Genomic DNA, 12,143 nt, shown 5'->3' with positions numbered 1-12,143 from the left:
CGTCCCGCCGCGCCGTCCTCGGTGCCGGCCTCGGCGCCACCACCGCTGCCGGCCTCGGCGCCTGCAGCGGCTTCTCCACCCCGAGCTCGGGCTCCGGCTCCGGCTCCGGCTCCGCCTCCGACGAGATCACCATGATCACGTGGGCCTCCGACGCCGAGGCGGCCGCCTTCCAGGCGCTGGCCGACGGCTTCCGGGCCGAGACGGGCACCACCGTGAAGCTGCAGGCCGTGCCGTACTCGGAGGTCCTCACGGCCGTCGACACGGGCTTGCGCACCGACAGCCCGCCGGACCTGTTCCGCGTCAGCTACACCGACGTGGCGGCCTACCGCACGCAGGGGGTCCTGGCGAACCTGCCGGACGCGGCGGAGCTGGAGCAGGCCTTCCTGCCGGCCTTCTGGAGCGCCGTCACCGACGACGAGGGCACCTTCGGCGTCCCGCACCACACCGACACCTCCATGGTGCTGGTCAACACCGCCGCCGTCGCCTCCGCGGGCCTCGGCGCGCTGCCGAGCACGCTGGAGACGGCCTGGACGTGGGAGCAGTTCGCCGACGCCCTCGCCCGGGTGCAGCCCTCGCGGGCCGACACCTACGCCTTCGCGGCCAACTGGCAGAACGCGGGCGCCTACCGCTGGCTGAACTTCGTCGACCAGGCCGGCGGCCGGCTGCTCACCGAGGACCTCGCCGACGTCGCCGCCGACGACCCCGGGGCGCTGAAGGCGCTGACCTACACCCGGGACCTGTTCCGCAAGGGCCTGACCCCGCAGAACGCCTCGGCGCGCGGCCAGGCGGCCAGCGACCTCTTCCTCAACCAGACCGTCGCGATGGCCTTCGCCGGCGACTTCCTGCTCTCCGAGGTCGAGGGCGGCGGCTTCGAGTACCAGGCGACCTTCCTGCCGCGCGACGTCAACGCCTCCGCCGACCTCGGCGGCAACGCGCTCGTGGCCGTGGAGGCCAGCTCGAACAAGGAGGCCGCGCTGGCCTTCGTCTCCTACTGCGCCCAGGCGCAGCAGATGGGCGACTTCTGCGCGGCCGCCACCGTGCTGCCCACCCGCAGCGACGTGGACCCGGCTTCGCTGGCCTACCAGGTGCGCCCGGACCTCATGGAGCTCTACGTCGAGCAGGCCAGGGCCATCCGCGAGCCGCTGGTGCAGCAGGTCGTGGTGCCCAGCTTCAGCGCGATCAACGCCCAGCTGCGCGACCGCCTCGACGAGGTCTTCCTCGGCGGTGACGACGACCGCGCGGCCCTGCAGCGCATCACCGACGGCGTCGCGTCGGTGCTCGACGCCCCGTGACGGCCTCGCCGGCCACGACGACGCCGGCGGCCTCGGCGAGCGCGCCCCCGCCCGTGCGGCGCAGGGCGCCGGCGGTGCGCCGCTGGGCCACGTCGTACGCGCTGCTGGCCCCGGCGCTGCTGCTCTTCGGCGTCTTCGTGCTCTACCCCCTCGTGGGGGCGGTGCGGATCTCGCTGACGAACTCCACCGGCATCGGCGAGGCCCGCTTCGTCGGGCTCGACAACTACGCCGCCATGGCGGGCGACGCGACGTTCTGGCGGGCGGCGCTGAACACCGCGCTGCTGGCGGCCGTCTCCGTGCCCGTCAGCCTGCTGCTGGGCCTGGGGGTGGCGCTGCTGCTGCGCGACCGCATCCCCGGCGGCGGGCTCTTCCGCGCCGTCTTCCTGGCCCCCTACGTCATCTCCGGCGTGGTGGTGGCGATGACCGGCCGCTGGCTGTTCGACCAGAACGTCGGCATCGTCGACCGCGTCCTGGGCGGGCTGGGGCTGCCCGCCCCGGACTGGCAGTCCGACGGCACCGCGGCCTCGGTCTCGGTCCTCGTCGTGCTGCTGTGGGCGCGCACCGGCCTCGCGGTGATCCTCTACCTCAGCGCCCTGCAGGGCATCGACCCCGACGTGCTGGAGGCCGCCGAGCTGGACGGGGCGAGCCCGCGCCAGCGGCTGCGGTTCGTGGTGTGGCCGCTGCTGCGGCCCACGACGTTCTTCCTGACCGTCATGCTCGTCATCGAGACCTTCCAGGTCTTCGACATCGTCTGGGTCATGACCCGCGGCGGCCCGGCCGGCGCCACGGAACTGCTCGTCACCTACGCCTACAACCAGGGCTTCAGCGCCCGCCGGGAGGGCTACGGCTCGGCGATCGGCGTCGTCGTCTTCGTCGTCGTGCTCGCGGCGACGGTGCTGTGGTGGCGGGCGCAGCGGCGCTCGGAGGAGGAGCTGTGAGCGCCCCGGCGCCCGTGCGGGCGCGCATCGGCGGGCCCGCCCAGCGCGGCCGCGGCCCGCGGCGGCGCACCCCCGTCGGCCGGGTCGTGCTGCTCGCCGCGCTGAGCCTGGTGTGGCTCTTCCCGCTGTACTGGATGCTCGTCACCGCGCTGTCCCCGCGCGAGGACCTGGCCGCCGGGCGGGTCGGCGTGCTGCCGACCGCGCTCGACGGCGGCGGCTTCTCCCGCGCGCTGACGCAGTTCCCCGTGCTGCAGTGGGCGGCCAACTCCGCCGCCATCGCGGTGGTGGCGGTGGCCATCACGGTCGTCGTGGACGTCACGGCCGGCTACGTGCTGGCCAAGCACCGCTTCCCGGGCCGCTCGGTGGTGTTCTTCCTCATCATCGCCACGCTCATGATCCCGGTGCAGGTGCTGCTCGTCCCGCAGTTCGACCTCGTCAACGACCTGGGCTGGATCAACTCCTACTGGGCGGTGATCATCCCGCGCTCCGCGGAGGCGTTCGGCGTCTTCCTGGCGCGCCAGTACTTCCTGTCGCTGCCCGACGAGCTGCTGGAGGCCGCCCAGCTGGACGGCGCCGGTCAGCTGCGGACGCTGTGGTCGGTGGTGCTGCCGCTGTCGCGGCCGCTGGTGGCGGTGCTGCTCGTCATGACCTTCATGTACCGCTGGAACGAGTTCGCCTGGCCGCTCGTCGCGCTGCGCGACCCGGCCCTGTACACGCTGCCGGTGGGGCTGTCGTTCCTGCAGAGCCAGTACACGACCGACTACCCCGCCCTCATGGCCGGGGCCCTGGTCTCGGTCCTGCCGGTGCTGGTCCTCTTCGGCATCGCCCAGCGCCAGTTCGTCGCCGGCATCGCCCGCAGCGGGCTGAAGTGAGCCGCCCGCAGCCCGGCGGGGCGGGCGGCCCGGCGCAGCGCTACGCCGCGGCGCTGCCGCCGGGGCAGCTGCTGGAGTTCGACCTCACCCCCTTCGACCGCACCGGCGTGCCCGTCACGGGCACGACGTGGCGGCCGGCGCCGGGCTCGCCCGTCTCCGGCCACGGGGTGGGCTACGGCGCCGAGCGGGCCGCCGCCCGCACGGGGGCGTACGGCGAGCTGGCCGAGCAGGTGCTGCTCGACCGCGCGCTGGCCGCCACCGAGCCGGTGACGGCCGGCTACGCCGAGCTCGTCGCCGCGCGCGGGGCCGAGCGCGTCGTCGACCCCGTCGAGCTCGTGCTGCCCGCCGGCAGCCCGTACACCCCCGAGCGGCCGCTGCGCTGGCTGCCGGCGCGGCGCTGGCGCACGGGGGAGGAGGTGCTCGTGCCCGCGGAGTTCGCCGCCCCGCACGCCGCGGGCATCGCCGGGGGAGCCCCGCCCGGCGGCTTCCTCACCACGCCCATCACCAACGGGATGGGCGCCGGCGACACCCTGGAGCGGGCCGTCGCCCACGGCGTCGGCGAGCTGCTGCAGCGCGACGGCAACACCGTCTCCTTCCGCGCCCTGGACACCGGCGTGCTCGTCACCGGGCTGGAGGAGGAGCCCACCACCGCACCGGTGCTGCACCGGCTGCGCGCGGCGGGGCTGCAGGTGCAGGTGAAGCTGGCCTCCACCGAGCTCGCGGTCGTCGTGCACGCCGTCGCGGCCGACGAGGACCCCGCCGCCCCGCCGATGGCCGTGACCGCGATCGGGGAGGCGGCGGCCGCCGACGCCGCGGAGGCGGCCCGCAAGGCGCTGCTGGAGCTGGCCTCCTCCCGCGCGCGCCGGGCCTTCGCCTTCGGGCCCCTGCGGGACGTGCGCCGGCACTGCCCGGAGTACGCCGCCGCCGAGCTGGCGGCCCCGCTGCCGGCCCAGGAGCCGCGGGCGCTGGAGGCGATGGCGGACTGGGCGCGCCGCTCGGCGGCGGAGCTGTCCGAGCTCGTCGCCCCGATCCGCCGGGTCGAGGGCCGCGTCGCGCTCGCGGACCTGCCGCGCGCCCCGGCGCTGGAGCCGGCCGCGGAGCTGGAGCGCTGGCTGCAGCGCCTGGCCGCCTTCGACGTGCTCGTCGTCGCCGCGGAGGTCGCGACCCCGCACGGTCCGGTGCACGTGGCGAAGACCGTGGTGCCCGGCCTGGAGGTCGAGACGCTGTCCTACGACCGCGTCGGCGAGCGCGTCCTGCGCCGGCTGCTGGAGCGCGGTTCGCCGCTCGTCGGCCTCGGCGAGCCCGACCGGCCCGACCGCCGGCGCGTGCACCTGACGCGGGCGGCCGCCGAGCGCGTCGGGGGAACGGCCTGGTTCGACGTCGAGGAGGCCCGGCGCACCGTCGGCGGGCTCTACCCGCTGTACCGCGAGCCCACCCGGCACGCCCCCCAGCGCCTCGGCAGCCCCTGAGCGCGGTACCCGCTCAGGGGGCCGGCGGCGCCGCCAGGCGCGTCAGGGCCGTGTTGGAGGTCCACAGCCGCACCCCGGCGTCGGCCACGGCCCGGTCGCCGGGGGAGAGCGCGTCGAAGGGCGTCCCGCCCAGCCACGCCCAGGCGGCGGGCGTGCGCCCGGTCACCTCGGTCAGCCGCGCCAGGGGCGCGAGCACCTCCTCGGCGACCCGGTCGGGGGAGCGCACGTCGGTCGAGGCCGCGTGGGTGGCGGTGTGCCCGCACACCTCGTGCCGCTCGGCGAGGGCGGCGAGGTCGTCCCAGGTCATCGCCAGCCGCCCCGGCGGGTGCTCCAGGACCCCGTACTCGTGGGCGCGGGCGAAGGCGCGCTGCTGCGGGACCGGGACGTCGAGGAAGGCCGTCGGCGGGTAGAACCAGCCCACGAGGCCGGTCTCCTCCAGCAGGGGTGCCGCGCACGAGACCGCGCTGGCGAAGCCGTCGTAGAAGGCGAGCAGCACGCCCGGCCGCTGCGAGGGCCAGCGGCCGGTGTCCAGGTGGGCGTGCACGTCGGCGGCGCTCACGGGCGCGAAGCGCTCGGCGTACCAGTGCAGCTCGGCGCGCAGCTCCTCGCGGCGCCCCGGCGGGGTGTCGTGGTAGTTGACCACCCGCAGCACCCGCCCGCCGACGACGGCCTCGTGCACCCGGGCCGCCTCCGCGTCGCGCTCGGCGCGCGGGGGGACCCGCCAGCCCGCGGGGCGCCAGGCCGCCAGCGAGGCCGGCGGGCTCGCGGGCGCGGGCGCCGGGACCGGGCGCAGCTCCAGGTCGGCGAGGACGGCGAGGGCGTCCTGCACCGTGACGGCGGGGTCGGCGTCGGCGAGCACCGACCAGGCGGCGGCCAGCCGGGAGGCGAGCCGCGCGTCGTCCTCGCCGCCGCGGGCGGTGGCCGGCGCGCGGCCCGCCCCCGCCAGGTCCTCCAGCGCCAGGTCCTCCAGCGCCAGGTACGTCGCGACCCCGGCGCGCTCCTCGTCCTCGGCCGCCACCGCCCGCGCCGCCGCGAGCAGCGCCTGCGCGTCCGGGGAGCCGGGAGGGGAGCCGGGAGGGGAGCCGGGAGGGGAGCCGGTCGCGGGGTCGCTCACCGCGGCCCCGGGCCGGCGAGGATCTGGCGGGCCAGGCCCGCCTCGTCGGGGAAGACCATGACGCGCGGGCCCTCGGTGGTGGGGGCGAGGGTGGCACGGATCCCGGCGTCGGTGAGGGTGCGCCGCTGCACCTCGGCCTCGACGAACGTCGGCGGTGCGGAGACGACCTCGAGCAGTCCGTACTCCTCGCTGCTGCCCTGCTGCGGCCGCCGCTCGACCAGGGAGCGCCCGTGCGAGAACGTCCAGCGCAGCAGGAGCACCAGCACCCCGACCACCACGAGCGCGATGGTCGGGCCGAGCGCGTAGTGGTAGCTGCCCCAGGTCATGCCCACAGTGTCCTCAGCCTGGGCGGGAGCGCCACGGGGCGGCGGCGTGTCGGCGGCCCGGCCCGCTCCCCGGCGCGCTGACCGCTCAGGTCACCGTCTGGCAACGGCGCCACGAACCAGCCACTCTGCGGTACCACTCGGTGGCAGAGTGTGCATGCGGTAGCTGTTCGGCGCGCGCACCGGTCACCTGGTGCAACCGATCGGCCGGCTGCTGCGTCACACCGGTGACGATCGTTCGATCGGACCGGCGTCCTCGGGGGAGGAACAGATGACGATCCAGATCGCTGAAGGGTCCGCGCCGCCCAGCGCCGTGGACGACGCGGGTGCCCGCCGGGCCACCCGCACGGCGCCCGGCACGCCCGCCACGCTGCGCGTGGAGGTGCCCGGGCAGGTCCTGCGCGTGGGTGGGCGGCTCGACGTCCACAGCGTGCCCGACGTCCGCGCCTCGCTGCACGCCGCCGTCGACGCCGGCTCCGGCGACCTCGTGGTCCACGTCGACGGCATCGTCGTCGCCGACGCCACGGGGCTCGGGGTCTTCGTCGGCGCGCACCGGCGCGCCCAGCGCTGCGACCGGCGCCTGGTGCTCAGCGGGGTGCCGCTGCCGGCGCTGCGGCTGCTGCGGGTCACCAAGCTGCACCGCGTGCTGCAGGTGGAGGACGGGCCGCAGGACGCGGCGGCCGAGCGCGCCGAGCGCACGGCGGTGCGCCGGGCGCGCGCCGAGGCGCTGCTGGGCGCTCAGAACAGCCGGGCGTCCACGTCGTCGATGCCGCGCAGGGCGTCGTAGTCCAGCACCACGCAGCGGATGCCGCGGTCGGTCGCCAGCGTGCGCGCCTGCGGCTTGATCTCCTGCGCGGCGAACACCCCGGCCACGGGCGCCAGCAGCGGGTCGCGGTTGAGCAGCTCCAGGTAGCGGGTGAGCTGCTCGACGCCGTCGATCTCGCCGCGGCGCTTGATCTCGACCGCCACGGCGCGGCCGTCGGCGTCGCGCGCCAGGATGTCGACGGGGCCGATGGCCGTCATGTACTCGCGCCGCACCAGCGACCAGCCCTCGCCCAGCGTCGTGACGTGCTCGGCCAGCAGCTTCTGCAGGTGCGCCTCCACGCCGTCCTTGACGAGCCCCGGGTCCACGCCGAGGTCGTGCTCGGAGTCGTGCAGGACCTCGTGCAGCGAGACCACGAGCCGGTCGTCGCTCTTGGCGTGCTGCACCGTCCAGGTCTCCTGCACGCCCGCCTCGCGCGCCTCCTCGTCGGGCACCGAGACGGTCAGCCTGGCCGGCGGGCTCATCCAGTTCAGCGGCTTGTACGAGCCGCCGTCGGAGTGCACGAGCACGCTGCCGTCCGCCTTGAGGACGAGCAGGCGCGTCGCGAGCGGCAGGTGGGCGGTCAGCCGCCCCGCGTAGTCGACGGAGCAGCGGGCGATGACGAGACGCACGGGGGCCGAGCTTACGAGAGGCCGGGCCCGCCGCCGACCACGACGCCCTCCGGGCCCTGACCCCCGGAAGGGGGGTGGCGGTGCCGTGTAACGAAACGGCGCCCCGCGACGAGTACCGCTCGAACCGGGCGCGGCCACGGTGGTGTGGAGGGGACACCACCGCGGCAGCGCACGGTCGCACCTCCACCCCCACCGGCGCCGCGCCGCACCCCGCGGCCCGCCCGTGCCGGGACGGCGGCTGCTGGGACCATGGGGGGCGTGCCCCGCGCGAACCGCCGCCGCCCCGACCCGCCGCCGCGGATCCCGCTCGGCGCCGGCGTCGACCGGACCGTCTCCGGCCCCGACGGCGACTGGGTCGTCCGCGAGCTGCGCGGCACCACCTCCACGAAGACCTACCGCTGCCCCGGCTGCGCCCAGGAGATCCCGCCCGGCGTGCCGCACCTGGTCGTCTGGCCCTCGCGGGGCACCTTCAGCCCCGCCGACGGGGCCAGCGAGCGCCGGCACTGGCACCGCTCCTGCTTCGCCTCCCGCGGCCGGCGTGGGAGCTGGTGAGCCGCCGGTCCCCCCGCCGCCGAAGCCGCCGCCACCGGTTACGTTGCCCCGGTGACGAGCACAGTCCCGACCACCGGCCCGGCCCGCCTGCACGACCCGGCCGTGCGCGGCTTCGCCAGCGACAACGCCGCCGGCATGCACCCCGAGGTGCTCCAGGCCCTGGCCGACGCCAACGGCGGCCACGTCGCCAGCTACGGGGCCGACCCCTACACCGCCGCGCTCACCGCGTGCCTGCGCAGCCGCTTCGGCGCCGAGGCCGAGGTGGCCGTCGTGCTCACCGGCACCGGCGCGAACGTCACCGCGCTGCAGGCGCTGACCCGGCGCTGGGAGTCGGTGCTCTCCAGCGACCAGGCGCACGTCCTGCACGACGAGGCCGGCGGCCTCGAGCACGTGGCCGGCACCAAGGTCGTGCCGCTGCCCAGCACCGACGGCCTCGTCGACCCCGGTGCCGTGCAGCCCGCCGTCGAGGCCGCCCGCAGCCTCATGCGCGCGCCCGTGGGCGCCCTCACCCTCACCCAGAGCAGCGAGTTCGGGACGGCCTACTCCCTGGAGCACCTGCGCGACCTCGTCGACGTCTGCCACCGCCTCGGCGTGAAGGTCCACCTCGACGGGGCGCGGCTGTCCAACGCGGCCGTCTCCCTCGGCGTCGGGCTGGGGGAGACGAGCACCCACCTCGGGGTGGACGCCGTGAGCCTGGGCGGGACCAAGAACGGCGGCGGCTTCGCCGAGGTCGTCGTCGTGCGCGACGCGGCAACGGCGCCGGGCCTGGCGCGGCTGGTCAAGCCGACCATGCAGATGTCCTCCAAGACCCGCTTCGTCTCCGCCCAGCTGCTGGCCCTCTTCGGCGGCGACCTGTGGCAGCGCACCGCCGGGGCCGCGAACGCCGCCGCGACCCGGCTGGCCGCCGCCGTCACCGCCGCGGGGGCCAGCGTGACGCGGCCGGTGCAGGCCAACGCCGTCTTCGCCGCCCTGCCGCGCGCGGTCGCCGAGCGCGCCGCCGCCCGCGTGCCCTTCCACGTCTGGGACGACGCCTTCGCCGGGGACGCGGTCGAGGTCCGCCTCGTCGCCAGCTTCGACACCACCGACGCCGACGTCGACGCGTTCGGCGCGCTGCTCGCCGAGGAGTTCGCCGCCGCCGGGGCAGCGCGTGCCTGAGATCCGCTCCGACACCGTCCTGCCCGCCCGGCGCGAGGAGGTCGAGCTGCACACCGCCGACGGGTTCGTGCTCGTCGGCGAGCTCGCCCTGCCGGCCGAGCGCGACCCCGTCGCCACGCTGATCACGCTGCACCCGCTGCCCACCTCGGGCGGGTTCATGGACAGCCACGTGCTGCGCAAGGCGGCCAACCGGCTGCCCGCGCTGGCCGACCTGGCGGTCCTGCGCTTCAACACCCGCGGCACCTCCAGCCCCCGCGGCACCAGCGGCGGCAGCTTCGACGCCGGGCGCGCCGAGCGCCACGACGTCGCGGCCGCCCTGGAGCTCGCGGAGTTCCGCGACCTGCCGCACGTGTGGCTGCTGGGCTGGTCCTTCGGCACCGACCTCGCCCTCGTCCACGGCCGCGACCCGCTCGTGGAGGGGCTGCTGCTGCTCTCGCCGCCGCTGCGCTGGTCCACCCCGGAGGACCTGCGGGCGTGGGGCGAGACCGGGCGCCCCGTCACCGCCCTGGTGCCGGAGCTGGACGACTTCCTGCGCCCCGAGCAGGCGCGCGAGCGCTTCCGCGCGCTGCCGCAGGCCGAGGTCGTCGCCGTCGAGGGCGCCAAGCACCTGTGGGTCGGGGAGAACGCCGTCCGCAGGGTCCTCGACGAGGTCGTCGCGCGGGTGAACCCGGCGCGGTCCCCGCTGCCGACGAGCTGGCCCTGACGGGCGCGCCGGCCGGCCGGCGCGCCCGAGCGCCCGTCAGCCGGCGCTGGCCGCCTGCTGGGCGCGGGAGGAGGACAGGTCCACGACCTGCCCGCCGTCCTCGTGCTCGGCGTGATCGGCGTGATCGGCGGGGCGCACCGGCAGGTCCGGCGCCAGGCCCAGCAGGCCGCGCAGGTCGTCCAGCTGGTCGGTGATCTGGTCGCGCTGCTGCATGAGCTCGTCCACCTGCGCCTGCGCGCTGGCGCGGCTCAGCTCCGCCTGCTCGCGGGCGGACTCCACGACGTGCTGGGCACGGGCGCGCGCGTCCGCCAGCAGCTCGTCGGCCTCGCGGCGGGCGGTCTCGGCGCGCAGCGCGGCCTGCGCGACGGAGTCCGCGCGGATGGTCTCGGCGGCCTGCACGGCCTCCTCGGCGCGCTCCTCGGCGGCGGCGGCGCGCTGCTCGGCGTCGGCGATGCGCGCCGCGGTGCGGGCGGCGGCGACCTCCAGGCGCTGGCGGTCCTCCTCGGCGGCGCGCTCGCGGGCGGCCGCCAGCGCGAGCTCCTGCTCGCGCACCGCGGTGTCGCTGCTGGTGCGCAGCTCGAGGACCTCGCGCTCGACCTGGGTGCGCAGCGCGGTCACCTGCCGCTCGGTGGCCGCCAGCTGCTCGGCCGCCTCGTGCTGGGCGCCGGCGCGCAGCTGCTCGGCGGTGCGCTGGGCGGAGGCCGTCAGCTCGGCCGCGGTGCGCTGGGCGGCCTCGAGCGTGCCGTCGGCCTGCGCCTTGGCGCGGGAGACGATCTCCTCGGCGTCCCGGCTCGCCTCGCCGGTGCGGCGGCGGGCGTCGTCGTCGGCCTGGGCGCGGGTGGCGGCCGCCTCCGTGCGGGCCTCCTCGCGCAGCCGGTCGGCGTCGCGGCGGGCCGAGCGCAGGATCTCCGAGGACTGGTCCTCGGCCAGCCGCAGCAGCTTCTCCATGCGCGCGCCCAGCCCCGCGTACGAGGGCTTCTCGTGCTCGCGCAGCTCCTTGTGGGCGTCCGCCAGCTCCGCCTGGACCTGCTGCACCTCGTGGTCGCGCTGCGCCAGGCGCGCGCGCACCTCGGCGAGGGCCTCCTCCAGGTGCTGCAGGCGGGCGTCGACCTGGCTGCGGTCGTAGCCGCGGACGACGACGCTGAACGCGTCGTTGGGGTCGGTGGACACCGGCGGACCTCCGGGCTGTGCGTCGAGTCGTGCGTGGGTGTGCGTCGGGCGCGCGGAGCGCTCCCGGCGCCCCTGCAGGGTATCCGCGACCGCACCGGCGGCGGGCCGCCGACACGGTCTCGCCGGTGGGCCGGCGGGCACTACCGTCGAGGCGTGATCGTCGCCTTCTCCGTCGCCCCGTCCGGTGGACCCTCGCCCGAGGGCGACCCCGGCGGCGTGAGCGCCGCCGTCGCCGACGCCGTGCTCGTCGTGCGCTCCTCGGGGCTGCCGCACCGCACCGACTCCATGTTCACCACGATCGAGGGCGAGTGGGAGGAGTGCATGGACGTCGTGCGCCGCGCCTGCGAGGCCGTCGGCCGGCACGGTCCCCGCGTCTCGCTGGTCCTCAAGGCCGACATCCGCCCGGGCCGCTCGGGGGAGATGAGCGGCAAGCTGGAGCGGCTGGAGGCCGCCGTCGAGCGCGCGCAGGGCGAGGCCGGCCGCGGGCAGTGACGCCCGCGGCCGGTGGTCCCGCGGCGGGTGCTCGCGCGGTGGAGCCGCCGGTCAGCGGCGCAGCAGCGCCCGGTCCGCCGACCAGCGGCCCGCGCCGGTGCACAGCAGCAGCAGGCCGACGGCGGCGAACAGCAGGGCGTTCTCGCCGTTGACCCGACCGTCGACGAGGAAGCCCTGCGGAGCGTGCGCCAGCAGCCACACGCCCGCCATCTGCAGCACGAGCAGACCGCCGGCGAGGCGGGTGAGCAGGCCCAGCACGAGCAGCGCGCCCAGGCCGACCTCCCCGAGGATGACCAGCCAGCCGGCGACGTCGGGGGCGGGCACGCCCAGGGAGGCGGCTGTCCCCGTGGCGCCGCCGGGGTCGGACAGCTTGGGCACGCCGTGGACGAGCAGCAGGGCGCCGGCGGCCAGGCGCAGCAGCAGCAGGCCCGCGGAGGCGGACGCCGAGGCGTGCACCGCGGTGGGGCCGGACGGGCCGGGGCGGAGAGCGGGTGCGGTCGAGGTCATGGTCGTTCCTCTGCGTCGGGAGGGAACCGCGGAGCGGTTCTCCGGGCGGGCACGAGGTGTCGCGGCCTGACGTGCGACGGGACGTGGCGGGAGCGTCCGGGACCCTCCCGCACCCCCACCAC

13 protein-coding genes and 1 pseudogene are annotated in these 12,143 nt (G+C 76.8%); 9 read left to right on the top strand and 5 right to left on the bottom strand.

Annotated features, from left to right (window positions below; all coding sequences use genetic code 11):
- The 4 genes from GTQ99_RS12375 to GTQ99_RS12360 form a co-directional block, all read left to right on the top strand.
- A partial coding sequence (locus GTQ99_RS12375; protein WP_166616038.1) for an ABC transporter substrate-binding protein occupies window positions 1-1,292 on the top strand: 1,292 nt, incomplete at its 5' end.
- The gene (locus GTQ99_RS12370) at window positions 1,289-2,230 is read left to right on the top strand and encodes an ABC transporter permease subunit (RefSeq protein WP_205707338.1); all 942 of its coding nucleotides are present in this window, start codon (window positions 1,289-1,291) and stop codon (window positions 2,228-2,230) included. The genes GTQ99_RS12375 and GTQ99_RS12370, both read left to right, overlap by 4 nt.
- On the top strand, window positions 2,227-3,102 hold the full coding sequence (locus GTQ99_RS12365) for an ABC transporter permease subunit (RefSeq protein WP_205707336.1): 876 nt from the start codon (window positions 2,227-2,229) through the stop codon (window positions 3,100-3,102). Before GTQ99_RS12370 ends, GTQ99_RS12365 begins: the two co-directional genes overlap by 4 nt.
- Window positions 3,099-4,571 (top strand): YcaO-like family protein, encoded by a 1,473-nt coding sequence (locus tag GTQ99_RS12360; protein WP_166616037.1) that lies wholly within the window; start codon window positions 3,099-3,101, stop codon window positions 4,569-4,571. The genes GTQ99_RS12365 and GTQ99_RS12360 overlap by 4 nt, the downstream gene beginning before the upstream one ends.
- Before the next feature lie 13 nt (window positions 4,572-4,584).
- On the opposite strand, the gene GTQ99_RS12355 is transcribed toward GTQ99_RS12360, so the two are convergent.
- Window positions 4,585-5,685 (bottom strand): polysaccharide deacetylase family protein, encoded by a 1,101-nt coding sequence (locus GTQ99_RS12355; RefSeq protein WP_166616036.1) that lies wholly within the window; start codon window positions 5,683-5,685, stop codon window positions 4,585-4,587.
- Window positions 5,682-6,011: a hypothetical protein gene (locus GTQ99_RS12350; RefSeq protein WP_166616035.1), complete on the bottom strand. Its 330-nt coding sequence runs from the start codon at window positions 6,009-6,011 to the stop codon at window positions 5,682-5,684. Before GTQ99_RS12350 ends, GTQ99_RS12355 begins: the two co-directional genes overlap by 4 nt.
- Before the next feature lie 367 nt (window positions 6,012-6,378).
- Here GTQ99_RS12350 and GTQ99_RS26905 point away from each other — a divergent pair.
- Window positions 6,379-6,672: pseudogene (locus tag GTQ99_RS26905) on the top strand (STAS domain-containing protein); the annotation flags it as partial.
- A gap of 74 nt (window positions 6,673-6,746) precedes the next feature.
- On the opposite strand, the gene nucS reads toward GTQ99_RS26905, so the two are convergent.
- Window positions 6,747-7,442, bottom strand: coding sequence for an endonuclease NucS (gene nucS, locus GTQ99_RS12340; protein ID WP_166616033.1), 696 nt, complete (start codon window positions 7,440-7,442; stop codon window positions 6,747-6,749).
- Between the two features lie 249 nt (window positions 7,443-7,691).
- On the opposite strand from nucS, the gene GTQ99_RS12335 reads away from it, so the two are divergent.
- The 3 genes from GTQ99_RS12335 to GTQ99_RS12325 are packed head-to-tail and all read left to right on the top strand — an operon-like array spanning window position 7,692 to window position 9,852.
- The gene (locus tag GTQ99_RS12335) at window positions 7,692-7,994 is read left to right on the top strand and encodes a hypothetical protein (RefSeq protein WP_205707335.1); all 303 of its coding nucleotides are present in this window, start codon (window positions 7,692-7,694) and stop codon (window positions 7,992-7,994) included.
- A 51-nt stretch (window positions 7,995-8,045) separates the two neighbouring features.
- Window positions 8,046-9,149, top strand: a complete 1,104-nt coding sequence (locus GTQ99_RS12330; protein ID WP_166616031.1) for an aminotransferase class I/II-fold pyridoxal phosphate-dependent enzyme — start codon at window positions 8,046-8,048, stop codon at window positions 9,147-9,149.
- Complete coding sequence (locus GTQ99_RS12325) at window positions 9,142-9,852, top strand: alpha/beta hydrolase (protein ID WP_166616030.1); 711 nt, start codon at window positions 9,142-9,144, stop codon at window positions 9,850-9,852. Before GTQ99_RS12330 ends, GTQ99_RS12325 begins: the two co-directional genes overlap by 8 nt.
- Before the next feature lie 36 nt (window positions 9,853-9,888).
- Here the strand turns inward: GTQ99_RS12325 and GTQ99_RS12320 are convergent, their stop codons facing one another.
- Window positions 9,889-11,022, bottom strand: a complete 1,134-nt coding sequence (locus GTQ99_RS12320; protein ID WP_166616029.1) for a coiled-coil domain-containing protein — start codon at window positions 11,020-11,022, stop codon at window positions 9,889-9,891.
- A gap of 153 nt (window positions 11,023-11,175) precedes the next feature.
- Between GTQ99_RS12320 and GTQ99_RS12315 the strand changes: the two genes are divergently transcribed.
- The gene (locus GTQ99_RS12315; RefSeq protein WP_166616028.1) at window positions 11,176-11,514 is read left to right on the top strand and encodes a thiamine-binding protein; all 339 of its coding nucleotides are present in this window, start codon (window positions 11,176-11,178) and stop codon (window positions 11,512-11,514) included.
- Window positions 11,515-11,565: 51 nt separating this feature from the next.
- Here the strand turns inward: GTQ99_RS12315 and GTQ99_RS12310 are convergent, their stop codons facing one another.
- Window positions 11,566-12,021 carry a DoxX family protein gene (locus GTQ99_RS12310; protein ID WP_166616027.1) on the bottom strand — a complete coding sequence of 152 codons (456 nt, stop codon included), beginning with the start codon at window positions 12,019-12,021 and terminating at the stop codon, window positions 11,566-11,568.
- Window positions 12,022-12,143: the final 122 nt, after the last annotated feature.

The sequence above is a fragment of the Kineococcus vitellinus genome, assembly GCF_009906315.1.
Lineage (GTDB): Bacteria > Actinomycetota > Actinomycetes > Actinomycetales > Kineococcaceae > Kineococcus > Kineococcus vitellinus.
Note: the sequence above shows the minus strand (reverse complement) of the source record. Positions and strands in the feature narration are given on the sequence as shown.